The sequence below is a fragment of the Novosphingobium mangrovi genome (assembly GCF_022818885.1).
GTDB lineage: Bacteria > Pseudomonadota > Alphaproteobacteria > Sphingomonadales > Sphingomonadaceae > Novosphingobium > Novosphingobium mangrovi.
On sequence record NZ_JALHAT010000026.1, the window covers coordinates 51,050 to 75,531 of the forward strand.

The following is a 24,482-nucleotide window of genomic DNA, read 5'->3' on the forward strand; positions in this document are numbered from 1 at the left end:
CGCAATGTCCAAGAATACCCGTATCCTGACTGTCGATGACAGTGCCTCCATGCGGGCGCTGCTCAACCATGCCCTTTCCACCAACGGCTTCGAAGTGTCGCAGGCGGACGATGGCGTCTCGGCGCTCGAATGGTTGGCGGTGAATGAGGTGGATGTCGTGATCACCGACATCAACATGCCGCGTCTCGATGGCTTCGGTCTGATCGAGCAGGTGCGTGGCGGCACGCGCCATCGTGATCGACCTATCCTCGTCCTGACCACTGAGAGCTCCGACGAGAAGAAGGCGCGGGCCCGCGCAGCGGGGGCAACCGGGTGGATCGTGAAGCCCTTCGATACCGAGAAGCTGGTCGCGGCCGTACGCCGGGTGGCTCACTAACCAAAATCAACACCAAGGAGGTGCTCCCATGTACCGCGAACTGATCACATTTGAAGTTGCGGGGCAGATTTTCGCCCTCGATATCATGGCGATACGGGAAATCCGCGCGTGGACACCGGTGACCCCGATGCCCCGTGTGCCGCATTATGTCTCCGGCGTGGTCAACTTGCGCGGGACGGTGCTTCCCGTTGTGGACCTTGCGGCTCGGCTGGGCTGGCCGGCGACCGAGGCCACGCCGCGTCACGCGATCATCGTGTGCCAGGTCAACGGCCAGTCGCAGGGACTGATCGTGGATTCGGTGAGCGATATCGTCGGCCTCAACACCGAAGACCTGCAGCCCGCGCCAACGGCGGGCTATGACGAAGTGCTGCCCTTCCTCGAGGGCCTTGTCGCGATCGAGGAGCAGATGGTCATGGTGCTGGACCTCAACGCGCTGAGCGCTTCCGGAGATGTGGCCTTCGCGGCGTGAGCGGAGCGTAGACAATGGATGAACCCAAGTTCAACGCGATGGCCGATGTCCTGCTCGAACTGGGCACCGAAGTAGAAGCCCTGGGCGAAGTCCTGTGCCGCGACGAAAACTTCGCTGCGCGTCACGTGCGCGAACTCCAGGCGATCGACCTGATCGCTCAGAAACAGCGTGCGCTGGCTGCCATACTCGCGGCTGGTTTCAGTGAGAGCGAGATGCGCCGTATCAGCCTCGAGGCTCTGCGATCGCGTTTCTGTGGCTTCATGGATGACAGTGTGACCTGCTGCGAAGTTCCAATTGAAAGCGGGCCTTCGCAGGATGCGCTGGGATTGTGGGACTAATGTGCAGCGGGTAAGCCCGGAGCATGAGTTACACAACGCCGCTCGATCCCGGCTCGCCCGATCCACGCCGCCACGCCCCCGCTACGTTGCGCAATCGCGCGCCGATCCTGGAACGCCTGCGTGAGGAATTGCCTGAGAGTGGGCTCGTGCTGGAAGTGGCAAGCGGAAGTGGCGAGCATGCTGTGCATTTTGCGGCAGGGCTCCCAGAGCTCGTGTGGCAGCCTTCCGACCCAGATCCCGAGGCCTGCGCCTCCATCGCGGCCTGGAGCGGGCAGGAAGGCCTGTCGAACCTGCGTGCACCCGTGACGCTGGACGCGTCGCAGCCTGCCGACTGGCCGGTGGACCGTGCGGACGCCGTGGTCTGCATCAACATGGTGCACATCAGTCCCTGGAGCGCGACGCAAGGGCTCTTTGCCGGCGCGGCCGAGAGGCTGAATGCAGGCGCGCCAGTGGTCCTCTACGGTCCCTACCGAGAGGCCGATGTCGAAACCGCGCCGTCCAACCTTGAGTTCGACCAGTCGCTCAAGGCGCGTAACCCGGCCTGGGGGCTGCGGCAGATTTCCGATGTGGACGCGTTGGCCAGGGACACCGGGTTTTCCCGCAGCCGGCGGGTTGAAATGCCCGCCAACAACCTGCTTCTTGTATATCGACGGGGCTAGGCGAGCTAGCTTTCGGCAAAGGCCCGTTTCGTGAGCCGCGGCAGGACGGCGAACTGGCCGGCCGCGCGTGCGATGAACAGCACCGTGAAGGCGAGCCACAGGCCGTGATTGCCCAAGGGGGACAGCAGCCATAGCAGCGCGATGTAGAGGGCCAGGGCCACGGCCATCGTACCCATCATCGCACGCGTCCAGCCTGCCCCCACGAATACCCCGTCGAGCACGAAAGAGGCCATGCCTACGGCGGGGAGCACCATGATCCAGATGATGTACTCCTGGCTGGCGGCGCGGACCTGCGGCGATGCGGTGAACGCGTCGGCGAGGCTGGGCGCGGCGGCCAGGTAGATGAGCGAGAGGGCGCACCCCATGACCGCGCCCCAGCTCAGGGCGAGGCGCACGGTGTGCCGGAAGCGCCGGGCTTCGCGCGCGCCGTAGGCTTCACCGCACAGCACCTGCGCCGCGTTTTCGAAGCCGTCGAGCAGAAGTGTGGCCAGCATGAAAAGCTGGAACAGGATACCATTCGCAGCGAGCGTGACGGGGCCAGCCTGCGCGCCTGTGCGCGCAAAGAGCATCATGGCGCCGGTCAGAAGCAGCGTGCGAAGGAACAGATCGCGGTTGAGCGCGAAGAGGCGGGCCAGTGCGCTGCGCTGCCAGGTTTCCGCACGAAGCACCCGGCGGGCCGCGATCCGCGATGCGGGACGATGGAGGGCAATTCCGATCAGAAGGACGAGGCGAAGTCCCTCGGACAGCAGACTTGCCAGCGCCACGCCTTCAACGCCCCAGCCTGCTCCCAGGACGAGCACCAGGTCGAGGGCGACATGCACGACGTTGGTGGTGATTTCGACGGCAAGGACATGGCGCACCATGCGCTGACCGACGAGCCAGCCGATCAGGACACAATTGAGCAGCCACAACGGCGCGGCCCAGTAGCGCAGGGCCACGTAGGCCTGCGCCTCCTCGCGCAAGGGGCCATGGGCTCCGAGGAAATCGAGACCCGCAGGGATCGCCAGCGGCATCGCACCGATCAGCAGGACTCCGATCCCAAGCGCCACGGCCAAGGCGCGCACGAGCGTGGTTGCCTGCGCGTCGAAATCGCTGCGGCCTGACCCCTGGGCGGTCAGGGCAATCGTGCCGGTCCGCAGGAAGTTGAAGACGTTGAGCAGGCCCATCGTAAACTTCGCGCCGAGTTCGACAGCCCCTTGCGCTGCGGGATCTCCCAGTCGTCCGATCGCCCACATGTCGGCGAGCCCGAACAGGGCGGTTGCCACATTGGTGAGCATGGCCGGAAAGGCGATCGACCAGAGTTGGGCGCTCAGCGAAGGCGGGGTAGAAGAGTGGCTCAAGGGAAGAAGGGCATTCCGGAAGTGTGGGGCGCAGCGCGCTCTGCGCTACCCGAGCCTGCCTTACGGAGCAATCCTGACTTCGGAATGACAGGCGAGGGTTAGACCGGGAGGGGGAGGCGGTGCCTCGACCCCAAACTTGCCCCCTTAAAAATCGGCGCGCCGGAGGTGTCCCCCGGCGCGCTCTCTCCCAACCTCTTCAAAACTCGTTTCGGTCTAAAAGACTGTTCGAGTGGAATGTGCAACAGAAATGTCCGTCTGAAAAGCAATAAATGCAAATATGCTTGCGTCAGGCGCTCAAAATGACCCGTATTGGACCTAAGGAATTGTGCTGATGCGAAGTGAGTGGGTGGTTTATCGCAAAATCATGCTGCGTTTGCGAAAAGCGAGCCAATTGCTGCACCTGCGTCAAGCGCGAGAACTTCCGCAAGAAGCGAATCAGTATAGATCATAGTGGTTCGGGATCAGGCACTTGTCTAAGTAGGCGGGCGATGTCGTGGGCCTGTGCAAGCCCGGTGCCTGCACGCAGCACGGCGGCGGTTCCCGCGGCAAGCCCCGTGCGGAATGCGGCGAGATCATCCTCGCCTTGTGCAAGAGCGTAGACCATCGCCGCGACAAAACTGTCGCCTGCCCCCACCGCGCTGGCCGCTTCGATCGGTAGTGCCGGGAGGAACCAGGCACCATCAGACCGCGCCAGAATCGCCCCCTCATGCCCCAGGGTCACGGCCACCAGCCGGGCCTTGCCTTCTGCGACGATGCCACGGGCGGCTTGGGCGATGGCGTCATGTCCCCTGAGGGGAGTTCCTAGGTAGCTCTCCAGTTCGCCCGAGCTGGGTTTGACCAGCAGCAGGTCGCCCTCGGCGATGCCATGGGAGAGGGCAGGGCCCGAGCTGTCGAGCACGACCTCGATCCCTTTGCCACGCAGGCGCCTGGCGGCCTGCGCGTAGAAGTCATCGGGCACGCCGGGAGGCAGTGAGCCGCTGAGCACCGCAATGTCGGCATTCGTCTCTTCGAGCCGGTCGAGGCATTCATTCCATTCTTCGGGCGCGATGCGCGGCCCTTGCGGGGTGAAGCGGTATTCCTTGCCGCTCTGGCGTTCCAGCACGGCCGAAGCGACGCGGGTGGGGCCTGTGATGGCTATGCGCGTACGGACCAGTTGATGCAGGTCGACCAGGCCATCGAGCGCTGGGCCGGTGGCGCCGCCCGATAGGTAGAAAGAGCGCGCATTTCCCCCGAGCCGCACGAAGACGCGGGCCACGTTGAGGCCTCCGCCACCAGGGGCGTACCACTCGTTGTCGGTGCGCATCTTGTGGGTGTGTCGCATTTCGGCGACGTCGTAGGAAACGTCGATGGTCGGGTTCATCGTCAAGGTGGCGATCGACTTCATCGGCAACGGTCTCCTCGCAGGCAGGGGGCAGGTGTGCACCGTGCGCGAGGTTGGGATGCCTGTCCATGTTCTCGATCAAGCGCGCCATCAGTCTGCAAGACGTGGTTGTGCCGGGATATCGTGTGTCAGGTGTTGACGGCGGTCTTTTGCGTGAGGTCGGAGCGGGGATGGCTCGGTGGCCCGCCCGGACGGCCGAAATAATAGCCCTGGGCTTCGTCGCACCCCTCGTTCTCCAGAATTCGCAGCTGCGCTTCGGTCTCCACGCCTTCGGCCAGAACCGGAATGGCGAGGCTCTTGCCCAACGCAAGAACGGCGCGGATGATCGCGCGGGCCTGTGCGCTCGTGTCGGAGAGCAGGAGAAAGGACTTGTCGATCTTGATCTTGTCGAAGGGAAAGGAGTGGAGCGTGTCGAGCGAGGAATAGCCCGTGCCGAAGTCGTCGATGGCGACCCCGATGCCCATGGCCTTCAACTGGCGCAGGCAGTGGAGTGCGCGCAGCTTGTCCTCGATGATCGCGGTTTCGGTGATCTCAAGCTCAAGGCGGCGCGGGGAAAGACCGGTTTCGGCGAGGATACCATGGATCGTGGCGACAAGATCGGGTTTGGAGAACTGCACGGCGGACAGATTGACCGCAACCTTCTCTCCGCCTGGCCAGCGCTGGGCTTCGCGGCAGGCTTCCTCCAGTACCCATTCGCCGATAGCGAAGATCGATCCGCTTTCTTCGGCGATCGGGATGAACTCGTCAGGTGGAATGAACCCCAGGCGAGGGTGTTGCCAGCGTAGCAGCGCTTCATAACCGCTGAGTGTCCCACTGCGCAGCGAGCGCTGTGGTTGATAAAGCAGATGCAGTTCACCGCGTGCGATGGCCTGGCGCAGGTCTCCCGCAAGAAGACGACGCCGCCGGGCGGCTGCGTCCATGCCTTCCTCGTAGTAACAGCAGCTTTCGCCGCGCTGGCCCTTTGCGCGGTACATCGCAAGGTCCGCATTGTTGAGGAGAGTTTCCCGGTCGGGGCCATCGTCGGGAAAGATCGCGATGCCCAGGCTCGCGCCGACCTCGATGTCCCTGCAATCGTTGGCGCCCGCGATACACGCGTGCAGTCGGCTGACGAATTCGCTGAGGTCCTGGGTGTCGGTGAATATCTTGGCCGCGGCAAACTCGTCCCCGCCGAGCCGGGCGATGACCTCGCTTTCAAGCGTCCCCTCCGTCACCGCGCGGCCGATGGACTGGAGCAGGGCATCGCCCGCGGCATGGCCGTGGGTGTCATTGACGTCCTTGAAGCGGTCGAGGTCCATCGCGATCACGGCGACCTTGCCCTGGGTGCGCTTGGCCAGCGCGAGCTTGTCGTCAAGACGCTGGTTGAAGCGGGTGCGGTTGGGCAGTCCGGTGAGGCTGTCGTGCAGCGCCATGTGCGCGATGCGCGCTTCGGAGCGGCGCTGTTCGGTGATATCATCGCACGTGGTGACCCAGCCACCGTCGGGAAGCGCGCGGTTGGCAATCGAGACTGCAAGGGCGCCGTCGAAATCGATCGTGATCGGAGGCAGGGACGGGTTGGCGAACGTCTCCTTCAGGAGCTGGCGGTACTGGGCAAGTGCGGGGGCGGCGTGCTCTGTCCCATCAGGATTCATGAAACCGGCGCGGACCATCTCGGCCAGCGGGGTTCCCGCTTCGCAGACGGCGTCATCGAGGCCCCAGAGCTCACGAAAGCGGGCGTTGCACAGCACCAGGTGGCCGTCGGCATCGAACAGGCCAAGGCCCTCGTGCATGTTGGTCAGCGCGGTGTCGAGGCGCATCGAGGTCTGGGCAATCAGGTCCTTGTCCGCCTTGAACCCGCTCACGTCGCGCATGACGAACGAGTAGCCGGCCAATCCCCCTTCGGGGCCGCGCGTGGCCTGAAAGGTGCCGTGGCCCCAGAACGTGGACCCGTCCCGCCGCAAGTAGAGACATTCGCCCGAGGCACTGCCCGTTTCGCGCGCATGTTCGAGTGTGCGCGCGGGCAGGTCGTCACTTCGGTCGCCATAGCTGAACAGCCGTGCGACGGGCATTCCGAGCATGTCCTGCGCGCTGTAGCCGGTCAGGTTGCGTGCGCCCTCGTTCCACTGCGTGACGGTGCCGTCCGTGCCGAGCAGGACAATGGCGTAGTCCGAGATCGAGCGAACGAGGTCGGAGAACTGCCGTTCGCTCTGTAACAGCGACGCCTGGGCCTGGCTGCGTACGAGCTGGGTCGCCATGCCGGCTGCGAGCATGGCCAGCGCGACGGCGGCCACCCAACCGGCGAGGGAACTTGCCGGGATGGCTGGAGCGCTCAGCGCGCCATGTTCGGGGCCCGGTGTCAGCGCCGCCGATCCCAGAAGATGCAGGAGCGCCGTGCCAAGCGCCAGCAGGAGGGCAGCGGGCCACGGCGAGCCTGCGCCCCGCCGCGCCAGCGTATGGGTGAGCGCCGGGTAGAAGAACAGGGCAGGCAGGAGGATGGAGGCGCTCACCAGGCCGAAGTGCCATTGGAACGTTGTCTCGATCTGGAGCGAGATGCCTCCTAGATAATGCATGATGGCGAAGCCGATCGAGAGCACGCCTGTCGCCATGGCCTTGGCGCGTACCGTTTGTCCCGGGACGGCCAGGTGCAAGGCGAAGAGCCCGGCAGCCAGTCCGGTGGTCTGGCTGGCCAGTGTCAGGACAGCCGAATGGGCGTGATCGTGGGTAGGATCGTCTCCCAGCAGCGCGATGAAATGGCTGGCCCAGGCACCGAAGCCAAGCGCCGCGCCTGCGGCCAGGGTCCAGAGGCGCTGTTCGCGCTGTCGGCTACGGCGGGCCTGGCGCAACAACAGGACTGTCGTCCCCGAAGCCATCAGGCACACGATGGCGGCCAGCAATATCAGGTCCATCCGGGACTGCTGGAGCGCGATCATCGCGATCATATCGAGGGAATCCGTGCCGCTGGTGCCCATGCTCGAGGCCTAGAGGGATCGGGCTTGAGATCGCTCTAACCGAGACCCGCGTAACTATCCGGGAGAGACGGTCCGTCATCTCGACAGGGCGCTCCGCCACGCAAATGGGCCCGCCCCGCAGTGTCTGCGGAACGGGCCACGCTTTCCTCCCCAGGAAAACTCGAAGAATTCGGCTTCCCGACCCGGCGTTCTGGAGCGCCGGTGCCGGGGGCTCCATCAGCGGCGGATTGCCGAGCCGAGGCGGTGATAGAGCGCGGAGTACTTGGACGAGATGGGATCGTCCTCATGGGCCTTCAGGTAGAACAGGCAGGCGTCCTGCAGCAGCTTGAAGTCCTGGTTGGACAGCACCGCGCGGGCGCGGGCCGGTTCGGTCGTGGTCGTTGCAGTCATCATGTCACGTCTCCTTCCATTGCGCGCGCCGGGATTGGCGTCGGTCTTTGTCGGTTCTTCGGTATTGGCGAGCGGGGCGAGTTTGAGAGTTACCCCGCTCGGCAATTTCAGGTGTTCGCGGATATCCATGCTCTCGCTCCTCTCCCAAGCGAGGCGGTCAGGCCGCGAACTGGTTCATCGTGTTGTGTTCGCCGCCAGCCTTGAGGGCCGCTTCGCCGGCGAAGTATTCCTTGTGATCATCGCCGATGTCCGAACCGGCCATGTTCTGGTGCTTCACGCAGGCGATGCCCTGGCGGATCTCCTGGCGCTGGACGCCCTTGACGTAGCCGAGCATGCCCTGCTCGCCGAAGTACTCCTTGGCGAGATTGTCGGTCGACAGCGCCGCGGTGTGGTAGGTGGGCAGGGTGATGAGGTGGTGGAAGATGCCCGCCTCGCGCGCCGCGTCCTTCTGGAAGGTGCGGATGCGCTCGTCGGCCTCGGCCGCCAGCTCGGTGCCGTCGTAGTCCACGCTCATCAGCTTCACGCGGTCATAACCCGAAAGATCACGTCCCGCCGCTTCCCAGGCATCGTAGACCTGCTGGCGGAAGTTGAGCGTCCAGTTGAAGCTGGGCGAATTGTTGTAGACCAGCTTGGCATTGGGCATCTCCTCGCGAATGCGGCTGACCATCCCACCGATCTGCCCGATATGCGGCTTCTCGGTCTCGATCCACAGCAGGTCGGCGCCGTTGCGAAGCGCGTTGATGCAGTCGAGCACGCAGCGGTCCTCGCCGGTTCCCTTGCGGAACTGGTAGAGATTGCTGGGCAGGCGCTTGGGGCGCATGAGCTTGCCGTCGCGGCTGATCAGCACTTCGCCGTGGCCGACCTCTCCAGTGCCCACTTCCTCGCAGTCGAGGTAGCTGTTGTACTGGTCGCCGATGTCGCCCGCGGTGCGGGTATAGGCGATCTGCTTGGTGAGGCCTGCGCCGAGCGAGTCGGTGCGCGCCACGATCAGGCCGTCCTCGACCCCCAGTTCCATGAAGGCATAGCGGATCGCCCGGATCTTCGCGATGAAGTCCTCGTGCGGAACCGTGACCTTGCCATCCTGGTGACCGCACTGCTTCTCGTCCGAGACCTGGTTCTCGATCTGCAGGCAGCAGGCTCCGGCCTCGATGAACTTCTTGGCAAGGAGGTAGGTTGCCTCCGCATTGCCGAAGCCGGCATCGATGTCGGCGATGATCGGAACCACGTGGGTCTCGTAGTTGTCGATCGCGGTCTCGATGCGCTTGGCCTCCATCTCGTCACCGCCCTTGCGGGCCTTGTCGAGATCGCGGAACATGCCGCCAAGCTCGCGGGCGTCGGCCTGCTTGAGGAAGGTGTAGAGCTCTTCCACCAGGGCCGGGACGCTCGTCTTCTCGTGCATCGACTGGTCGGGCAGGGGGCCGAAGTCCGAGCGCAGCGCGGCGACCATCCAACCCGAGAGATAGAGGTAACGCCCCTTGGTCGAGCCGAAGTGCTTCTTGATGGAGATCATCTTCTGCTGCCCGATGAAACCGTGCCAGCAGCCCAGCGACTGGGTGTAGTTGGCCGGGTCCGCATCGTAGGCGGCCATGTCCTGGCGCATGATCTTCGCGGTGTAACGGGCGATGTCGAGCCCGGTGTTGAAGCGGTTCTGCAGGCGCATGCGCGCCACCGACTCGGCCTCGATGCCGTTCCAGTTGGGTTCGTTGCCGATGGTCTGTCCGGCGGCGCTGATCGTGCTCTGGTAGGTCACTGGTCTCATCCCGTTCATGGTGCCGTTGGCCTGCATTGCGAAGGGCCTTGGAAGCGGCGGTTGTTTCCGATGACCTCCAGATACGGGCAAACTTTCTTGCGCGAAATGGCTTGCGCAGTGACGTTGTCAAACTTTACAAGATTTGCCTGTAAAGTTGTGTAGGCCTCACAGGAGCCACCCCTTATGGCGGAAACCCGCCCCTTGTACCTTGGTCCGCGCCTGCGCCGCTTGCGTCGCGAGCTCGGCCTCACCCAGCAGGCCATGGCCGACGATCTGGAGATCTCACCCAGCTACGTCGCGCTGCTTGAGCGCAACCAGCGTCCGGTCACGGCCGAGATGCTGGTGCGGCTTGCGCGCACCTACCGTCTGGAAATCGGCGACCTCGCAAGCGAGGACGGCGAGGACTATGCGCGGCGCCTGTCCGACGTGCTGCGCGATCCGATCTTCGCCGATATCGACCTGCCCGCGCTGGAAGTCTCGGACATCGCGATGAGCTTTCCGGGGGTGAGCGAGGCGTTGCTGCGCCTCCACGGCGCCTACACGCGCGAGCAACAGGCGCTGGCCGAACAGCGCGCGGCGGGCCCCGGGGCCGAGGAGAACGAGCCGGTGCGCGAGGCGCAGCGCTTTCTGGCGGCGCGGCGTAACTACTTTCACCCGCTCGACACCCGCGCCGAGGACCTCGCGGCCGAGATCGAGCAGGCAGGCGGGGCCGAGGCATGGCTCAAGGGCAAGGGCGTGCGCGTGCGCGCGCTGCCGCCCGAGGTCATGATGGGCGCACTGCGCCGTTTCGATAGGCACAACCAGCAACTCCTGCTTGATGACACGCTCGATGGTCCCAGTCGCGCCTTCCAGACCGCGACCCATATCGCGCACACCGCGATGCGCAGCGACATCAAGGCGATCCTGCGGGTGGAGACCTTCGCCAGTGAGACCACGCGGGTGCTCCTCCAGCGCGCGTTGGCGGCCTATGGCGCGGCGGCGATGCTCATGCCTTATGGCAGGTTCGCGCGCGCGGCCGAGCAACGTGGTTACGATATCGAGGCGCTGGGCGCCCTGTTCGGCGCGAGCTTCGAGCAGGTCGCCCATCGTCTCACCACGCTCCAGCGGCCCGGTGAGGAGCGCGTGCCGTTCTTCTTCCTGCGCCTGGACGAGGCGGGCAATGTTTCCAAGCGTCTGGATGGAGCGGGTTTCCCCTTCGCCGCGCACGGAGGAGGATGCCCCTTGTGGAGCGTGCATCAGGTCTTCCGTGCGCCGCGGGTGATCCATACCCAGTGGCTCGAGCTGCCTGGGGGAGAACGCTTCTTCTCGGTCGCGCGCACGGTGGCAAGCGGGGGCAACGGTTATGGACGAGGGCAGGTCACCCGCGCCGTGGCGCTGGGCTGCGCGGCAAGCGAGGCGCCCCGCCTGGTCTATGCCCGGGGGATGGAGCCGGAGACCGCGGAGGCGACGCCAATCGGCGTGACATGCCGGCTATGCCACCGACCGGAATGCGCGGCACGTTCGGTGCCGCCGATTGGACGTGATGTCATGGTCGATGACACGCGGCGCGGGGCGCAGCCCTATACGTTCACGGATGGCTGAAGGGCCCTGGCGCTAGGCATTTCGCCGGTGTCGGCGCTTGAAACTCCGTTACCCTTGTTCGCGTATCGCTCGCCTTGGGCGTCATGCCTGGTGAGGGCCATCGCTCGGGCGGTGGGAGGAAGGAGGGCGGCACAAGAGGATGGAGCGCGAGCCGTTCATACGCGCGATCGAGGTCTGGGTGCCGTCTGCCGACGGGACAACGATCGATCTGCAGTCGGGGATCTATGGCGAGATGGACTATTTCGCCTCAGCTAGCCGGGGCATGCAATTCCGCTTTGGGGAGGGACTTCCGGGACGCAGTTGGAAGGAGCAGAGGCCGATCCTGATCAAGGATCTCGCCAACTCGTTCTTCGTGCGCAAGGAAGCTGCGCTCAGCGAGGGGCTCAGTTGCGCCGTCGCGGTGCCGGGCTTCGACGGCGAACGATGTGTATCGGTGACCCTTTTCTTCTGTGGGGATGATCGCTACCGCCTCGGTGCCCTCGAACTGTGGTGCGCCCGTCAGGGGGAGGAGGAGCTGCGCCTCGAAGACGGCTATTTTGGGCGTGCACGACGCTTCGAGGCCGACGCGCATACCTTTCGCTTCCACCGCGGCTACGGCGTCCCGGGGAAGGCCTGGGACCAGGGGCGACCGGTCATCCTGCCCAAGCTATCGCCCGAGGGGCGGTTCAAGTGCAATGAAGCGCAGGAGCCGACCGGTTTCGACCGGGCGATGGCGGTGCCCTGTCCTTCACGCGATGGCGCAACCTGGGTGCTCACGCTCGTCTCTTCGCGTATTTCTCCGGTCGCGGGACGGGTTGAACATTGGCACCTCGACGAGAGCGGGTCCGCCTTCCGCTTTGCCGCGGGCTATTGTGAGACCGAGTGCGATCTCGCCCTGCTCCACGCACAGGCACATGTATCGACAGATGAGGGGCCTTTTGCGCGGGCTTGCCGCAAGGGCATTCCCCTCGTCGACGAAGATCTCGCTACCGATGTGACCGACCCGATTGCCCAGGGCGCGGTCGCGGCAGGTCTCAAGTCGATGGTGGTGTTTCCGCTTCACGGCGGCGAGCAATGCGACGCGGTGCTGGTCTGGTATTTCTGAGCCGGGCGATGCGAGGGGAAATGGCATTCGTGCCGAGCGCTTCCTATCTGGGAGAGCATGGGCGCTGGCCGTACATCTTCCGAGACATCTGCGCATGCGCGCGGTTATCGGGCCTCTGTCGGGGCAAGGCTGCCGGTGGTTCTGGTCGTGGCGGGCCTGCACGTTGTGCTCGCCTTTGTGGTTGTGAGCATGTTCGCACCCGGGCTGGCCGAGAACGTTGTTGCCGCTGGCGAACGGCTGGCCGTGACGTTCACGCAGGAGCCGCCTGAACCGCCCGAAGGTCCGGTGGAAGAGCCAGCGCCCGCGCCAGACCCCGCCCCCGAGCCGGAAGGCGCCTCGGCCGAAGCTGGAGAGCGCGCGCAAGCCAAGCCGGTTGCCGCGCCCGAAGCCCCCGTGGTCCTGCGCCCCCGCCCCGCACCACCGGTTTCGGGCGACGGCAACGAGAACGATGCGGGCGCAGCGGACACAGGTGAGAGCACCGGCGCTTCGGGCGAAGGGCTGGGGCCCGGTTCCGGGCGTCGCGGCCTGGGGCAGGGCGGAGGTGGTGGTGGCACGCCCACCGTGAAGATCGCCGGAGACATCAGTTCGGCGCGCGACTATCCGCGAAAGAGCCGCAAGCTGCGCCTCGGCCACTCGGTCGTCATCGATCTGCGCGTGGGGACCGAGGGGCGCGTGACAAGCTGCCGGGTCGTGCGTCCCAGTCCCGATCCGGCCGCGGACCGCATCACCTGCGAACTGGCGCAGGCCCGCTTCCGCTTTCGCCCGGCAACCAATGGTGCAGGCGAGCCGATCCCAGCGGTCTACCGCTGGCAGCAGCGCTGGTTCGTGCCCTGACGTGATGGCCGGAAGGTATGTCGCAGCCCGCTTGCGGGGCGCAGCCGATAGCGGCAGGATAGGCCGCAGATGATCACGCAAACCATCCAACTCGCCCTGATCCCTGTGTTCGTGCTGGTGGCTATCGGCAACATTCTCAACATCCTGTCCACCCGGCTGGGGCGGGTCGTCGACCGGGCGCGGCTGCTGCAGAAGCTCTATGCCGAGACCGAGGGCGGAGAGCATGATGGCATCGTGCGCGAGATCCGGCTGGTTGACCGGCGCATCAAGATCATCACGCGCGCGATCCGCCTGATGGTGCTTTCGGCCCTCGCCATCGGTTCGACTGTCGCTGTTCTTTTCCTGCAGGGCCTTGCTGGCCTTGACCTGCATGTCTTGGCCGCAGGGATCTTCCTTGTCTCCATCATCCTGCTGTTGATCGCGCTTGTCTTGTTCCTTCAGGAGACCCAGGTCGCGGCGGACGCCTTGCAGGTTCCGGCCGATCTCCTCGAACTGCACCGCAATATCTGACGCGTTCGACCGGACGGCGCAGGTCTTGTCCGGGCAACAAAAAAGGCCGGTCGCGAGGACCGGCCTTTTTCGTGTTGGCTATCCGTCAGGCTGCGATCAGGCGGCCAGCTGGAAGGGGGCGATTTCGCCTGAAAGGTAAAGCTTCTTGGCCTTGGCGCGGCTGAGCTTGCCCGAACTGGTGCGCGGCAGGCTCTTGGGCGGAACCAGCTCGACCACGCAGTTCATGCCGGTAATCGAACGGACCTTGTCGCGGATCAGTTCGCGCAGTTCGAGGCGCTTGTCCGGGTCCGAGACGCGGCAATGGACGAGCACGGCAGGCGCTTCCTCGCCAGCGTCGGTCTCGACCGAGAAGGCCGCGATGTCACCGTGGTTGAAGCCGGGCAGCTGCTCCACGGCCCACTCGATGTCCTGGGGCCAGTGGTTCTTGCCGTTGATGATGATCATGTCCTTCGCGCGGCCCACGATGAACAGGTACCCTTGCGCCATGTAGCCCATGTCGCCGGTATCGAGCCAGCCATCGACGAGGCATTCCGCCGTCGATTCGGGGTCGCGGAAGTAGGAGTGCATGACACTGTCACCGCGGCACCAGACCTTGCCGATCTGGTGGTCGGCGAGTTCCTGGCCGTTCTCGCCGCGGATCACCACTTCCATGTCGCGCACGGGCTTGCCGCAGTTGACGATGGCGCGGTAGCGGGCAGGGCGGCTGAGGTCGCGGGGCGTGCCCGAGAGGCGTTCTTCCTCGACCAGTTCGACGCGAATGCCTTCGCCCGGCGGCATGATCGTGACCGCCAGGGTCGCCTCGGCAAGGCCGTAGCTGGGCAGGAACGCGCTCGCCTTGAAGCCGGCCGGGGCAAAGGCGTTGACGAAGCTCTGCATGACATCGGGGCGGATCATGTCCGCGCCGTTGCCGGCGAGGCGCCAGCGCGCGAGGTCGAAGCGCTCATCGACGCTGGTCTGGCTGGAAATGCGGCGTGCGCAGATATCGTAGCCGAAGGTCGGCGAGTACGAGATCGAGGTGCCCTCGTTGCGCGTGATCATGTCGAGCCAGGCGAGCGGACGGCGGGCAAAGTCCTCGGTCTTGAGGTAGTCGCCCGAGACCTGGTTCGCGATCAGCGAGAGGAAGCAGCCGACAAGGCCCATGTCGTGATACCACGGCAGCCAGGAGATGCAGCGGTCGCTCTCGATCAGCTGCATGCCGTGGCTGTGCGCGGCCAGGTTCGACATGAGCGAGCGGTGGGTGACCGCCACGCCATGCGGGAAGCGGGTCGAGCCGCTCGAGTACTGCAGGTAGCAGATGTCGTCGGGGCTGGCCTTGGGCAGTTCGGTCGCGGGCGCGTCCTTGGCCGCGAAATCGGCCCAGGTGGCGTGGCCGCAGCCCTGACGCTCGGCGGCGGCCGAGGTGAGGTGGGCGATCTCGTCGGGGCCGATCAGGAGCAGCGGGTCCGCGCTCGACAGCTGGACCGAGAGCTGCTCGATGTAGTTGTCCTTGCCGCCAAAGCTGGTGGGCAGCGGCAGGGGCACCGGCCAGGCACCCGCGTAGACCGTCGCGCAGAACAGCGCCGCGAAGTCCGCCCCGGTCTCGGCGATAAGCGCAATGCGGTCACCCGGCTTCACGCCGCGCGCGATCAGCGCGTAGGCGACCTTGTGCGCGTCATCGCGCAGTTCGCGGAAGGGGTAGACCTGTTTGAGTTTTCCACGTGGATCGTGGAAATTGAAGCCGCGCTGGCCCTGGGCCGCATAATCAAGGGCGTCGCAGAAGGTGTCGAAGTCCGCGAACCGGCGCGCAAGCGCGTCCTCGTTCGGGGTGGCGATCAGCGCCGCATCGGTCTTCGTCACCATGCTGATGGTGTCGCTCATTATATCGTAACCCGTTGTCTGTTCTAACTATCCTGAAAGAGTCCGCCTCGGCCTACTGGTTCGTTCGTGAACCGGATATTGCCAAGGTTTTCTCCTTGCAGGGGTCCATAAGCACTCCCCATTCTGCGCCGAGTGTGGCACGAATAGGGCAAGATGTCTGCCAAGCGTCGCAATCCCCGTCCGCTCGACCTGCCTCGACTCGAGGAAATGGCGCTCGCCTATGTCGCGCGATTCGCCACAACGCAAGCCAAACTGCGTGCCTATCTGGTGCGCAAGGTGCGGGAACGCGGCTGGGAAGGCGAGGACGCGCCGCCGCTCGACGCGCTCGTGGAGCGGTATGCGCAAGCGGGCTACGTCGATGACGAGACCTGGGCGCGCATGAAGGCGGGCAGTCTGCTGCGGCGCGGTTACGGGGCTCGCCGGGTACGCGAAGCGCTCAACCAGGCCGGGGTGGATGAGGATGTACGCGAGGATATGGCGCCGGGCGAAGCGCAGCAGCGCGAGGCGGCGCTTGCTCTTGCGCGAAGGCGTCGCCTGGGTCCGTTCTCGCGTCTGGAAGAGATCGACCGCCCCACGCGCGAAAAGCACATTGCCGCGCTGCTGCGGGCGGGGCACGGGCTGGAGGTGGCGCGCCGCATCATCGAGGCAAGTGATGAGCGCGCGGCCGAGGAGTGGGTCGCCGAAGCGTTCGACGAGTGAGAAGGGCCTATCGCCTTCCGGGCTGGGCATAAAGAAAGCCGGCGCGTGCAAGGGACAACACGGCGCCGGCTTCTCTAGCCCCTTCGGGCTTGCCGAATATCACTTCGGAAAGGGTCAGCGGCACTTGGGCCTGCTGGTGCTGCGCTCGACTTCGCGGCCAAGGAGCGCGCCAGCGGCTGCGCCGACCACCGTACCCACGGTCCGGTCACCACGCGAATCGATCGCGCGTCCGGCAAGGGCCCCGGCAACGCCGCCGATCAGAAGACCGGTCGTGCCATCCGACTTCTTGCAGCGATAGCGCCCGCGGTCATCGCGCCAGTAGCGGATGCCGTTGTCGGTGCGGTGGTAGCGATGGTGGTCGCGCGCGGCGACTTCGGTCGTGGTAGCAACGAGGGTTGCGGGGGCGGCGACAGCCGTCATGGCGGCGGCGAGAATGAGGTTACGCATCAGCGTTCTCCTGTGAAAATTTGCGATCCGTTCGGGATAGGAACTCGCTGATAAGCCAAGTGATCCCCAACCTCAGATGAACGAAACGCCGCGGCCGCGAAGGCGCGTCGGGATGTGCGCATGATGCGGTGAAGTGTGCATATGTGCGCTTTGTGCATGGGCACTTTCGCGATTGGGATCGGCAAAGCCGGGGCAAATGCACGCTAGGCGCTTGGCATCGGCGCAAAAGAGGTCTAACGCGCGGCTCATGGGAATCCTGTCCAAGATCTTCACCTGGTGGGACGGCGCCACCATCGGCACCTCGCTCTGGTCCTCGCGTAATGGCGAGCACGTGGGCACTGACGCGCAAGGTAACAAGTATTACCGTGCGAAGAAGGCCAAGACGACCGAGGGATACGAGCGGCGCTGGGTGATCTACGCCGGTGCGAACGACGCAAGCCGCGTGCCTTCGGAATGGCATGGCTGGCTGCACCACTCCTATGACGACGTGCCGGAAAGCCACCTGCCGCCCGCGCGCATCTGGGAAGCGGACTACACCCCCAACGCAACCGGCACCGTGGCCGCCTACCGTCCGCAGGGCGCGCTTGAGCGTGGCGGCCGCCGCGCGGCTGCGACCGGCGACTACGAGGCATGGTCCCCGGACGCCTGAGCGTTTCAGGGCTTATGGTTTCGCTCTATCGCCGTGTCCGCGGCTTCCTGCCCCCGGTATTGCTGAGCGGCGTGCTGGCCGCCTGCGGCGGTGCGCCTGAACCGGCGCCCGCCGAAACCGAAGTGCCCGAGGCTATCGCGGGCATGCAGGCTGGCCCTGCGCAGGCCGCGCAAGGGCAGGAACTGGGCACGCCCAACAAGGACCGGGTGGCTACGCTCGGCATCCTCAACAAGCGTAACAACCTTACCCAGGACATCACGATCAAGCCGGGCGAATCCAAGCGTCTGGGCAATCTCGTGGTGAAGCTGGCCTCCTGCGAGAAGTCGCTCCCCTGGGAGCGCCCGCAGGAAGAAGGCGCCTTCGTCCAGGTCTTCGTGGAAGAGCGGGCCAGCGTCGAGGAGAAGCCAGCCTGGCACAAGGTCTTTTCGGGATGGCTCTTCAAGAACTCGCCGGCGCTCAACGTCGTCGAGCACCCGGTCTATGACGTCTGGGTCAAGAACTGCGCGATGAATTTCCCGGGCGAAGAAGACGGCTCGGCCTCACCGGCATCTTCCAGCAGCACGGCAAACGCCTCGGGAAGCGGTAGGGCCGCGGACTGATCCGGTGTTTCGGGCTCGTCCTGAGCGCCATTCAACAAGGTCAGATAGCGCGCTTGCGGGATCTCCACTGCGCCGAGCGAGGCTAGGTGCGAGGTGATGAACTGGCAGTCGAGCAGCTGTGCGCCGCCCCGGCGCAGGGCCGCCACGAGCCAGCACAGTGCGACCTTGGACGAGTCGCGCGTGCGCGAGAACATGCTCTCCCCGCAGAAGACCCCATCGAAGCCGACCCCGTAGAGCCCGCCGACAAGCGCGCGTTCGCCCGTTTGCGCGTCGCGCTGCCAGCATTCGACCGAATGGGCGAGGCCAAGGGTATGCAGCATTTCGTAACTGCGCTGGATGCGGAGGCTGATCCAGCTTTCGCCGGTCTCGTCGCCGTCCTCCTCAAGTTCGGAGGGGCGCACGGCACGCGGCGCGGCGCAGGCGTCCATCACCTGCGAGAAGGCGGCATTGCAGGTCACCTCGAAGCGGCCGCGCTTCAAGGTGCGGGCGAGCGAATGCGAGACGTGGAGCCCGTCGAGCGGCAGGATCGCGCGCATGCGCGGTTCGATCCAGAAGACTTCGGGGTCCTCACGGCTGTCGGCCATCGGAAAGATCCCGCTGCGATAGGCCAGCATCAGGATCTCGGGCTCGATGATGTCATCTGACTTGGGTGCGTGCACGTGGCCGAGACTAGCAAATCGGCGCCGGGGGCAAATACCTTTTTCAGCCGGACAGGGGCACCTTTGGGTGAAGAATTTGCGGCAAGGCCAATTAGGTCCTTGTCATCTGTCTCTGCACGCTCTAGAGGGCCCGTCACCCGCAGGAGTGTAGCTCAGTTGGTAGAGCATCGGTCTCCAAAACCGAGGGCCGCGGGTTCGAATCCTGCCACTCCTGCCATTTTCCTCACATCGTCGAAAAACGCCACCCCATCCAGGGGCGGCAAGTGGCCACACCACGTGCGCGCCCTTGCCAATTGCGCGCGCTGAATTATGGGAACCCGACCGCAAAATTCGGGGCGAGGGTGTGGCAGTGTCCTGCCATCGCAGCGTGGAGTGAGGCCAGCATTCGCATATGACGGACAAGTCGCAGATGGACGTTTCGCCCAAGGCGGAGCCGGTGATGCCCGCGTCCGGCGCGGGGGATGCGCCTGCATCCACGCAGGAAAGCGCGCCCCGCGCCCGCTATGACCTCGTTTTCTGGGTGGGGATCGCGCTGGCTCTCTTTGCCGCGATGCCCGCTCTCGTTGCCTGGACGCCGCAGATGACCGACTACCCCTCGCATCTGGCGGGGTACAAGATCATGCTCGAGCACGGCAGCAATCCCTTCCTGACCTGGTATTTCCTGTTCCACTGGGAGTGGACCGGGAACCTGGGGGTGGAGCTCCTGATGGTGCCGCTGGCGCCGCTCTTCGGGGTGGAACTGGCCGGGCGCATCATCGTCGCGGCCATCCCTGCGCTGACAGGGCTGGGCATTGTCGCGGTGTCCTGGGTGCTGCGGCGCCGAGTCGGCATCGGTCCGATCCTGGCCATGGTGACGATCTGGTCGCCCTCGCTGCTCATGGGCTTTCTCAATTATTCGCTTTCGCTGGCCCTGGCGCTGTTCACGTTCGCGCTCTGGGTGAAGATGGAAGGCTCGGCCTGGCGACGGGTGGTGATGATCCCGCTGGGCTTCGTGGTCTGGCTCAGCCACGTGTCGGGCTGGGGGATCCTGGGCGTGATGGTCTTCGGCTACGAATGGACCCGGCGCGGGAGCTGGCGGGACTGGCGCCCGTTCCTTGCCCCCTGGCCGCTGATCTTTCCGCTCCTGCCGATGCTGGCGGGAATGGGGGCCAACTCCAAGGTGTCCTACGGGCGCTGGGGCGTGCTCGAATACAAGTGGGGCATCCTCTACAAGGCGCTGCGCAGCTACGACTATGTCTTTGACATCGCGACCTTGGTCGCAGTCCTGCTGGTGGCCTTGGCGGCTCTGGTGGTGAAGCGGATCGACGGGCGTCTGGGTTGGGCGGCGCTGATCATGTTCGGCCTCACCATGGCCGTGCCGCGCCAGATCTTCGGCGGCGATTATGCCGATTATCGCCTGAGCACCGCGGCGCTCATGATCCTCCTGATGGCGGTCGACTTCCGCGCGAAGGCGCCGGTCTGGTTCTTGACGGCGTGTTCGCTGCTCTTTGTCGCGCGTACGGGCCTGACGTCGGTGGTCTGGTACCGTGATGCGCAGACCGCGCGCACCCTGATCAAGGCGCTCGACTACGTGCCCGAGGGCGCCAGGGTCGCCACGGCCGTGGCTATCCCGCGCCGCCAGTGGTTCTTCGGGCCCTTCGAGCATTTCGGCAGCTATGCCGTCGTGCGGCGCAGCGCGATGGAGAATTCCAACTTCGCGCTGCCCGACGTGCACATGCTTTCGATGCGTGAGGAGGGTTACCGCTTTGCCGACCCGTCGCACCGCATTCTCTACTCGTCCTACCAGCGCATCGACCTCAGGAAGTTCCGTCCGGCCAATCACGCCGACTACCTGTGGTACATCGGAAATTCGCAGCCCGTCGCGCTGCCCGATGGCGCGCACATCGTCTATGAGACCGAGAATTCGTTCCTTGCGCGCCTGCCCGACGCCGTGGACCTTGCAAATCCGGCGAACGGAAGCTAAGTCAACATCTCTTCCGACATGAGGATCCTTTACCGCCCCTCCCGGCCTTGGCCGGGACGGCGATGAGCCCTAGCCGGAAGACACGGAACCTATCTTCATTTGCGTTCGCGCAAACTAGGCAAGAGACACGAGAGCGTTACGGACATGGCCAAGATCAATCCCGGCGAATTCATGCGCCAGGTTCAGGCAGAAACGCGCAAGATCCACTGGCCCTCGCGCCAGGAAACGGTGACGACCGCGATTTTCGTCGGCATCATGACGGTGCTGCTTGCGACGTTCTTCCTGGGCGTGGACGCGCTTTTCGGCTGGGTCGTCAGCTCGCTGCTGTCGCTCCTGTGATCGCTTAGAACCTGTAGACCCAAAAGAGAGAATCATGGCCCGCTGGTACATCATCCACGCCTATTCCGGCTTCGAGAACAAGGTGAAGGAAGCCATCATCGCCGAGGCCGAACGCATGGGCCTCTCGCAGCTTGTCGAGGACATCCAGGTCCCGTCCGAGACGGTGACCGAGGTCAAGCGCGGCAAGAAGGTCCAGGTCGAGCGCAAGACCATGCCGGGCTACGTGCTCGCCAAGCTGGGCCTGAACGACGATGTCTACCACCTCGTCAAGAACACGCCCAAGGTCTCGGGCTTCCTGGGCGTCAACGGCAAGCCGCAGGCGATCAGTGAAACCGAGGCTTCGCGCTATTTCGGCGCCGCCGAAGCCGCCGCTGCCGAGCCGCGCAAGCAGGTCAGCGTCGATTACGAGATCGGTGATTCGGTCAAGGTGCTGGAAGGCCCCTTCGCGAGCTTCAACGGCATCGTCGAGGAACTCGATTTCGACAAGAGCCGCGTCAAGGTCTCAGTCTCGATCTTCGGCCGCGCGACGCCCGTCGAACTCGACTTCGAGCACGTCGAGCTTAGCAAGTAATCTGCGCATTTCCCATGCTGCACTGCGCGGCGGGGAAGGCGAGGAGAGGGGCGCTGCACAGCGCCCCTTTTCATTTGGTGCGTTGTGGTGTAACGGCGCGCCCTTCGGACCGGCTTTTTGCCGGTGCGATTCCCGGCGGGAGAGGGCGAAGGTCCCTGCAGGCGCAGATGCCTCCTCCCTCGTCACACCGCTAAACATGAGGGCTTCCGGTGGGGGCCCGACAGTGTGAAAGGAGGCCATCGTGGCCAAGAAAATTGAAGGTTACATCAAGCTGCAGGTGCCCGCGGGCGCAGCGAACCCCTCGCCGCCGATCGGTCCGGCGCTGGGTCAGCGCGGCGTGAACATCATGGAATTCTGCAAGGCGTTCAATGCCGCCACGCAGGAGATGGAAAAGGGCATGCCGATCCCGACCATCATCACCGTGTACGCCGACCGCAGCTTCACGTTCGTCACCAAGACGCCGCCTGCCACCTTCCTCATCAAGAAGGCTGCCAACCTCAAGTCCGGCTCGAAGGAGCCCGGCAAGGTTTCGGCCGGAAAGATCGCGCGCTCGAAGCTGACCGAGATCGCCGAGATGAAGATGAAGGATCTCAACGCCAACGACATGGACGCGGCGACCCGCATCATCGAAGGCTCGGCCCGCGCGATGGGTCTCGAAGTGACGGAGGGCTGATCTGATGGCCAAGATTACGAAGAAGCAGAAGTCGCTGACCGAAAAGCTGGGCGACAACATGAAGCTCTACGCCGTTGGCGAAGCGCTCCAGACCCTGCGTGACCTCAAGACCACCAAGTTCGACGAGACCATCGAAGTCGCGATGAACCTGGGCGTCGATCCGCGTCACGCTGACCAGATGGTCCGTGGCATGGTTTCGCTCCCGGCCGGCACCGGCAAGACCGTCAAGGTCGCCGTGTTCGCCAAGGGCGACAAGGCGGACGAAGCTCTCGCCGCTGGCGCCGACAAGGTTGGTGCGGAAGACCTCATGGAAGACATGCAGGCCGGCAACCTCGACTACGACCGCGTCATCGCCACCCCGGACATGATGGGCGTCGTCGGCCGTCTCGGTAAGCTGCTGGGCCCCAAGGGCCTCATGCCGAACCCGAAGCTGGGCACCGTCACCCCGAACGTGACGCAGGCTGTGAAGGACGCCAAGGGCGGCCAGATCGAGTTCCGCGTCGAGAAGCAGGGCATCATCCACGCGGGCATCGGCAAGATGTCGTTCTCGGATGAAGACATCCAGAAGAACTTCGCCGCGTTCGTCGATGCGATCGTCAAGGCGAAGCCCTCGGGCGCCAAGGGCAAGTACGTTCAGAAGATCGCGCTGTCCTCGTCGATGGGCCCCGGCCTCAAGATCGACACCGCGCAGGTTCAGGGCGCCTGAGCGCACTACTTGCACAAGATCGTGTGAGCCTTTTCGTTAAGGCTCCCCCGTTCTGAACACGAAAACGGCCGGCAAGGATTGTCCTTGTCGGCCGTTTTCGCGTGTGCGGCCTAGGGCATGTCTTCCTCGTCCCGCAGCGCAGGCGGTGCGAGTGGGTTGGGCAAAGTCTCGCTCCACTCGAAGCGGGTAGCGTTCTCGCGCACGACGGGCGCTTCGCGTCCGGCCCGAGGCTGGAGGAGGCGGTCGATGGGCTCCATCACGATGCGGACCGGATGGCCCGCGTAGCGCGCGATTCCGGGGACGCGCGTGTCCGGATCGTAAGGCGTGCGGTCGGTCAGTGCGGCGATCGAGAGGATCCCGGCATCGCGCAGAAGGGCGGCTTGGCGCAGGTAGATTTCCGCTTCGGTCTGGGCCGCAGCCGTGCGCGCGTTGAGCAGATCGTTGGTGACCTGGAGCACGTCGCGCAAGGTGCGGATGCCCGCAGTCTCCTGGCGTGAGACGCCGTCCACGGCGCGTTCGCCCGCCTGTACGGCAGCGCGGTAGCGTGGAAGGGACGCCTCGGCGGCCTGAAGGCGGCTCCAGTTGGCGGCGAGTGTCTCGCGCATGGTTCGGCGGGCTTCCTCCACGAACTGCTGGTCGGCGAGGTTCGCCGCGATGGCCTGGCGCAGCGCAGAGGATTGCAGCCCGCCGGAATAGAGCTGGAGCGTCAGCCGTACGCCGGCACTTACCGCCTCCTCCCGCACGGTGTTCTGATAGGGGGAGAGTGGTGAGCGCGAGAGGGCGGAGAAGGCGCTGACCTGGGGGCGCATCTGGGCCCGGGCGGCGCGCACCTGCGCCCGCGAGGCTTCGGCTGTCAGTGTGGCGGCGGTCAGGTTGGGGTTGTACCTCTCTGCGGTCACGTAAAGCGTTTCCAGTGTGGAGAGGCCGGGCAGCGGTGGTGGGGACGCCAGGTCCTGGGGATAATGCCCGACGAGGTGGCGGTAACGTGCCGCGCTGGCCTCGACCGTTGCGCGCGCTTCGATGACGCGTCCGGCGGCGAGTTCGAGTCGGTTGGCGGTCTGCTCCAGATCGGGCCGGGTGGAGTCGCGCAGGGCGTAGCGCGCGGCGATGACATCGTTCTGGCCACGCAGCAGTTCGTAGTTTTCGACCGCAATGGCATAGAGTTGGGTGTCACGGCGCACGCCGACATAGGCGGATACGACGTCGAGCAGGAGTTGCTGGGTCTGCCCGCGCAGCGCCTCACGCGCGGACAGGCGGGTCGCTTCGGCCGCATCTATTCCTGCGGCCAGGCGCCCGGATGTGAAGAGCGGTTGGTTCAGCGATAGCTCCACACTGGATGCAAATCCCTGGTCCTCGGCGGGCAGTGCGGTGCCGCGGGTGCGCGCTGCCGTGAAGGTGTGCTGCGCAGAGAGGCTGAGGCTGGGGCCATAGGCCGCGCGTGCCTGCACCACGAGTTCATCGCTGGCCGCGACAAGATCGCGGTTCCCCTGCAATTGCGGATTGCCCGCGTAGGCCGAGGCAAGCGCTTCGGCGAGCGTTTCGGCACGGCTCTGGGGCGCGGTCAGCGGGAGCGAGACGGCCAGCAGGCATGGCAGCGAAAGGGCGGGTACGCGGCGCAAGGGCAAGCGAAGGAGCAAGGCAGATCCCCTTTGTCGGACGGCTG

The 24,482-nt window shown here is 65.1% G+C and carries 24 protein-coding genes, 1 tRNA gene and 1 pseudogene; 17 read left to right on the forward strand and 9 right to left on the reverse strand.

From position 1 onward, the window contains the following. Nucleotides 1-4: 4 nt before the first annotated feature. From MTR65_RS13905 to MTR65_RS13920, 4 genes are read left to right on the forward strand one after another with little or no spacing between them, the layout of a single operon-like run. Complete coding sequence (locus tag MTR65_RS13905; protein WP_084592158.1) at nt 5-376, forward strand: response regulator; 372 nt, start codon at nt 5-7, stop codon at nt 374-376. A gap of 28 nt (nt 377-404) precedes the next feature. Then, nucleotides 405-845: a chemotaxis protein CheW gene (locus MTR65_RS13910; protein WP_243801210.1), complete on the forward strand. Its 441-nt coding sequence runs from the start codon at nt 405-407 to the stop codon at nt 843-845. A gap of 14 nt (nt 846-859) precedes the next feature. Continuing rightward, nucleotides 860-1,183 carry a hypothetical protein gene (locus MTR65_RS13915; RefSeq protein WP_243801211.1) on the forward strand — a complete coding sequence of 108 codons (324 nt, stop codon included), beginning with the start codon at nt 860-862 and terminating at the stop codon, nt 1,181-1,183. Nucleotides 1,184-1,206: 23 nt separating this feature from the next. Continuing rightward, nucleotides 1,207-1,842: a DUF938 domain-containing protein gene (locus tag MTR65_RS13920; protein ID WP_243801212.1), complete on the forward strand. Its 636-nt coding sequence runs from the start codon at nt 1,207-1,209 to the stop codon at nt 1,840-1,842. 5 nt (nt 1,843-1,847) lie between these two features. Here MTR65_RS13920 and MTR65_RS13925 read toward each other — a convergent pair whose 3' ends face one another. From MTR65_RS13925 to MTR65_RS13945, 5 genes are all read right to left on the reverse strand, one after another. Further along, nucleotides 1,848-3,182, reverse strand: a complete 1,335-nt coding sequence (locus tag MTR65_RS13925) for an MATE family efflux transporter (RefSeq protein WP_243801213.1) — start codon at nt 3,180-3,182, stop codon at nt 1,848-1,850. 445 nt (nt 3,183-3,627) lie between these two features. Continuing rightward, nucleotides 3,628-4,566 (reverse strand): 1-phosphofructokinase family hexose kinase, encoded by a 939-nt coding sequence (locus MTR65_RS13930; RefSeq protein ID WP_243801214.1) that lies wholly within the window; start codon nt 4,564-4,566, stop codon nt 3,628-3,630. Nucleotides 4,567-4,691: 125 nt separating this feature from the next. Further along, on the reverse strand, nt 4,692-7,478 hold the full coding sequence (locus MTR65_RS13935) for a bifunctional diguanylate cyclase/phosphodiesterase (protein ID WP_243801215.1): 2,787 nt from the start codon (nt 7,476-7,478) through the stop codon (nt 4,692-4,694). Between the two features lie 246 nt (nt 7,479-7,724). Continuing rightward, a complete protein-coding gene (locus MTR65_RS13940; RefSeq protein WP_243801275.1) occupies nt 7,725-8,027 on the reverse strand; it encodes a hypothetical protein in 303 nt (100 codons plus the stop codon). Between the two features lie 28 nt (nt 8,028-8,055). Beyond that, nucleotides 8,056-9,648: an isocitrate lyase gene (locus tag MTR65_RS13945; protein ID WP_243801270.1), complete on the reverse strand. Its 1,593-nt coding sequence runs from the start codon at nt 9,646-9,648 to the stop codon at nt 8,056-8,058. A 183-nt stretch (nt 9,649-9,831) separates the two neighbouring features. Between MTR65_RS13945 and MTR65_RS13950 the strand changes: the two genes are divergently transcribed. The 4 genes from MTR65_RS13950 (at nt 9,832) to MTR65_RS13965 (ending at nt 13,657) form a co-directional block, all read left to right on the forward strand. After that, on the forward strand, nt 9,832-11,229 hold the full coding sequence (locus tag MTR65_RS13950) for a helix-turn-helix domain-containing protein (RefSeq protein WP_243801216.1): 1,398 nt from the start codon (nt 9,832-9,834) through the stop codon (nt 11,227-11,229). A 139-nt stretch (nt 11,230-11,368) separates the two neighbouring features. Further along, a complete protein-coding gene (locus tag MTR65_RS13955; protein ID WP_243801217.1) occupies nt 11,369-12,313 on the forward strand; it encodes a GAF domain-containing protein in 945 nt (314 codons plus the stop codon). Nucleotides 12,314-12,502: 189 nt separating this feature from the next. Further along, a complete protein-coding gene (locus MTR65_RS13960) occupies nt 12,503-13,147 on the forward strand; it encodes a TonB family protein (RefSeq protein WP_243801218.1) in 645 nt (214 codons plus the stop codon). A gap of 69 nt (nt 13,148-13,216) precedes the next feature. Continuing rightward, nucleotides 13,217-13,657, forward strand: a complete 441-nt coding sequence (locus tag MTR65_RS13965) for a DUF2721 domain-containing protein (protein WP_243801219.1) — start codon at nt 13,217-13,219, stop codon at nt 13,655-13,657. Nucleotides 13,658-13,753: 96 nt separating this feature from the next. Here the strand turns inward: MTR65_RS13965 and MTR65_RS13970 are convergent, their stop codons facing one another. Further along, nucleotides 13,754-15,514: a fatty acyl-AMP ligase gene (locus tag MTR65_RS13970; protein WP_243801220.1), complete on the reverse strand. Its 1,761-nt coding sequence runs from the start codon at nt 15,512-15,514 to the stop codon at nt 13,754-13,756. 153 nt (nt 15,515-15,667) lie between these two features. On the opposite strand from MTR65_RS13970, the gene MTR65_RS13975 reads away from it, so the two are divergent. After that, entirely contained in the window at nt 15,668-16,213 is a 546-nt protein-coding gene (locus tag MTR65_RS13975; protein ID WP_243801221.1) for a regulatory protein RecX, read from the forward strand. Between the two features lie 114 nt (nt 16,214-16,327). Here the strand turns inward: MTR65_RS13975 and MTR65_RS13980 are convergent, their stop codons facing one another. Further along, the gene (locus MTR65_RS13980; RefSeq protein ID WP_243801222.1) at nt 16,328-16,660 is read right to left on the reverse strand and encodes a glycine zipper 2TM domain-containing protein; all 333 of its coding nucleotides are present in this window, start codon (nt 16,658-16,660) and stop codon (nt 16,328-16,330) included. A 247-nt stretch (nt 16,661-16,907) separates the two neighbouring features. Between MTR65_RS13980 and MTR65_RS13985 the strand changes: the two genes are divergently transcribed. After that, nucleotides 16,908-17,309 carry an NADH:ubiquinone oxidoreductase subunit NDUFA12 gene (locus MTR65_RS13985; protein WP_039392575.1) on the forward strand — a complete coding sequence of 134 codons (402 nt, stop codon included), beginning with the start codon at nt 16,908-16,910 and terminating at the stop codon, nt 17,307-17,309. A gap of 143 nt (nt 17,310-17,452) precedes the next feature. After that, nucleotides 17,453-17,752: pseudogene (locus MTR65_RS13990) on the forward strand (DUF2155 domain-containing protein); the annotation flags it as partial. Nucleotides 17,753-17,787: 35 nt separating this feature from the next. On the opposite strand, the gene aat reads toward MTR65_RS13990, so the two are convergent. Then, nucleotides 17,788-18,567 carry a leucyl/phenylalanyl-tRNA--protein transferase gene (gene aat, locus MTR65_RS13995; protein WP_419145049.1) on the reverse strand — a complete coding sequence of 260 codons (780 nt, stop codon included), beginning with the start codon at nt 18,565-18,567 and terminating at the stop codon, nt 17,788-17,790. Between the two features lie 141 nt (nt 18,568-18,708). On the opposite strand from aat, the gene MTR65_RS14000 reads away from it, so the two are divergent. The 6 genes from MTR65_RS14000 to rplA all read left to right on the forward strand — a co-directional run bounded on the left by MTR65_RS14000 (nt 18,709) and on the right by rplA (nt 22,819). After that, nucleotides 18,709-18,784: transfer RNA gene (locus MTR65_RS14000), tRNA-Trp, on the forward strand. Nucleotides 18,785-18,958: 174 nt separating this feature from the next. After that, nucleotides 18,959-20,530, forward strand: coding sequence for a hypothetical protein (locus MTR65_RS14005; RefSeq protein ID WP_243801224.1), 1,572 nt, complete (start codon nt 18,959-18,961; stop codon nt 20,528-20,530). A gap of 144 nt (nt 20,531-20,674) precedes the next feature. Further along, complete coding sequence (gene secE / locus MTR65_RS14010) at nt 20,675-20,869, forward strand: preprotein translocase subunit SecE (protein ID WP_039392576.1); 195 nt, start codon at nt 20,675-20,677, stop codon at nt 20,867-20,869. A 34-nt stretch (nt 20,870-20,903) separates the two neighbouring features. Beyond that, complete coding sequence (gene nusG / locus MTR65_RS14015; protein ID WP_039392578.1) at nt 20,904-21,440, forward strand: transcription termination/antitermination protein NusG; 537 nt, start codon at nt 20,904-20,906, stop codon at nt 21,438-21,440. A gap of 241 nt (nt 21,441-21,681) precedes the next feature. Continuing rightward, nucleotides 21,682-22,113 (forward strand): 50S ribosomal protein L11, encoded by a 432-nt coding sequence (gene rplK / locus MTR65_RS14020; protein ID WP_243801226.1) that lies wholly within the window; start codon nt 21,682-21,684, stop codon nt 22,111-22,113. A gap of 4 nt (nt 22,114-22,117) precedes the next feature. Further along, the gene (rplA, locus tag MTR65_RS14025) at nt 22,118-22,819 is read left to right on the forward strand and encodes a 50S ribosomal protein L1 (protein ID WP_148625302.1); all 702 of its coding nucleotides are present in this window, start codon (nt 22,118-22,120) and stop codon (nt 22,817-22,819) included. Between the two features lie 110 nt (nt 22,820-22,929). Here the strand turns inward: rplA and MTR65_RS14030 are convergent, their stop codons facing one another. After that, nucleotides 22,930-24,456, reverse strand: coding sequence for a TolC family outer membrane protein (locus MTR65_RS14030; RefSeq protein WP_243801229.1), 1,527 nt, complete (start codon nt 24,454-24,456; stop codon nt 22,930-22,932). Between the last annotated feature and the right edge of the window lie 26 nt (nt 24,457-24,482).

Excerpts from the sequence above, each read along its gene's own strand:
- MTR65_RS13905 (WP_084592158.1), top strand. The coding sequence starts at position 5 with ATGTCCAAGAATACCCGTATCCTGACTGTCGATGACAGTGCCTCCATG.
- MTR65_RS13910 (WP_243801210.1), top strand. The coding sequence starts at position 405 with ATGTACCGCGAACTGATCACATTTGAAGTTGCGGGGCAGATTTTCGCC.
- MTR65_RS13915 (WP_243801211.1), top strand. The coding sequence starts at position 860 with ATGGATGAACCCAAGTTCAACGCGATGGCCGATGTCCTGCTCGAACTG.
- MTR65_RS13920 (WP_243801212.1), top strand. The coding sequence starts at position 1,207 with ATGAGTTACACAACGCCGCTCGATCCCGGCTCGCCCGATCCACGCCGC.
- MTR65_RS13930 (WP_243801214.1), bottom strand. The coding sequence starts at position 4,566 with ATGAAGTCGATCGCCACCTTGACGATGAACCCGACCATCGACGTTTCC.
- MTR65_RS13935 (WP_243801215.1), bottom strand. The coding sequence starts at position 7,478 with ATGATCGCGATGATCGCGCTCCAGCAGTCCCGGATGGACCTGATATTG.
- MTR65_RS13940 (WP_243801275.1), bottom strand. The coding sequence starts at position 8,027 with ATGGATATCCGCGAACACCTGAAATTGCCGAGCGGGGTAACTCTCAAA.
- MTR65_RS13950 (WP_243801216.1), top strand. The coding sequence starts at position 9,832 with ATGGCGGAAACCCGCCCCTTGTACCTTGGTCCGCGCCTGCGCCGCTTG.
- MTR65_RS13955 (WP_243801217.1), top strand. The coding sequence starts at position 11,369 with ATGGAGCGCGAGCCGTTCATACGCGCGATCGAGGTCTGGGTGCCGTCT.
- MTR65_RS13960 (WP_243801218.1), top strand. The coding sequence starts at position 12,503 with ATGTTCGCACCCGGGCTGGCCGAGAACGTTGTTGCCGCTGGCGAACGG.
- MTR65_RS13965 (WP_243801219.1), top strand. The coding sequence starts at position 13,217 with ATGATCACGCAAACCATCCAACTCGCCCTGATCCCTGTGTTCGTGCTG.
- MTR65_RS13970 (WP_243801220.1), bottom strand. The coding sequence starts at position 15,514 with ATGAGCGACACCATCAGCATGGTGACGAAGACCGATGCGGCGCTGATC.
- MTR65_RS13975 (WP_243801221.1), top strand. The coding sequence starts at position 15,668 with ATGTCTGCCAAGCGTCGCAATCCCCGTCCGCTCGACCTGCCTCGACTC.
- MTR65_RS13980 (WP_243801222.1), bottom strand. The coding sequence starts at position 16,660 with ATGCGTAACCTCATTCTCGCCGCCGCCATGACGGCTGTCGCCGCCCCC.
- MTR65_RS13985 (WP_039392575.1), top strand. The coding sequence starts at position 16,908 with ATGGGAATCCTGTCCAAGATCTTCACCTGGTGGGACGGCGCCACCATC.
- MTR65_RS14005 (WP_243801224.1), top strand. The coding sequence starts at position 18,959 with ATGACGGACAAGTCGCAGATGGACGTTTCGCCCAAGGCGGAGCCGGTG.
- secE (WP_039392576.1), top strand. The coding sequence starts at position 20,675 with ATGGCCAAGATCAATCCCGGCGAATTCATGCGCCAGGTTCAGGCAGAA.
- nusG (WP_039392578.1), top strand. The coding sequence starts at position 20,904 with ATGGCCCGCTGGTACATCATCCACGCCTATTCCGGCTTCGAGAACAAG.
- rplA (WP_148625302.1), top strand. The coding sequence starts at position 22,118 with ATGGCCAAGATTACGAAGAAGCAGAAGTCGCTGACCGAAAAGCTGGGC.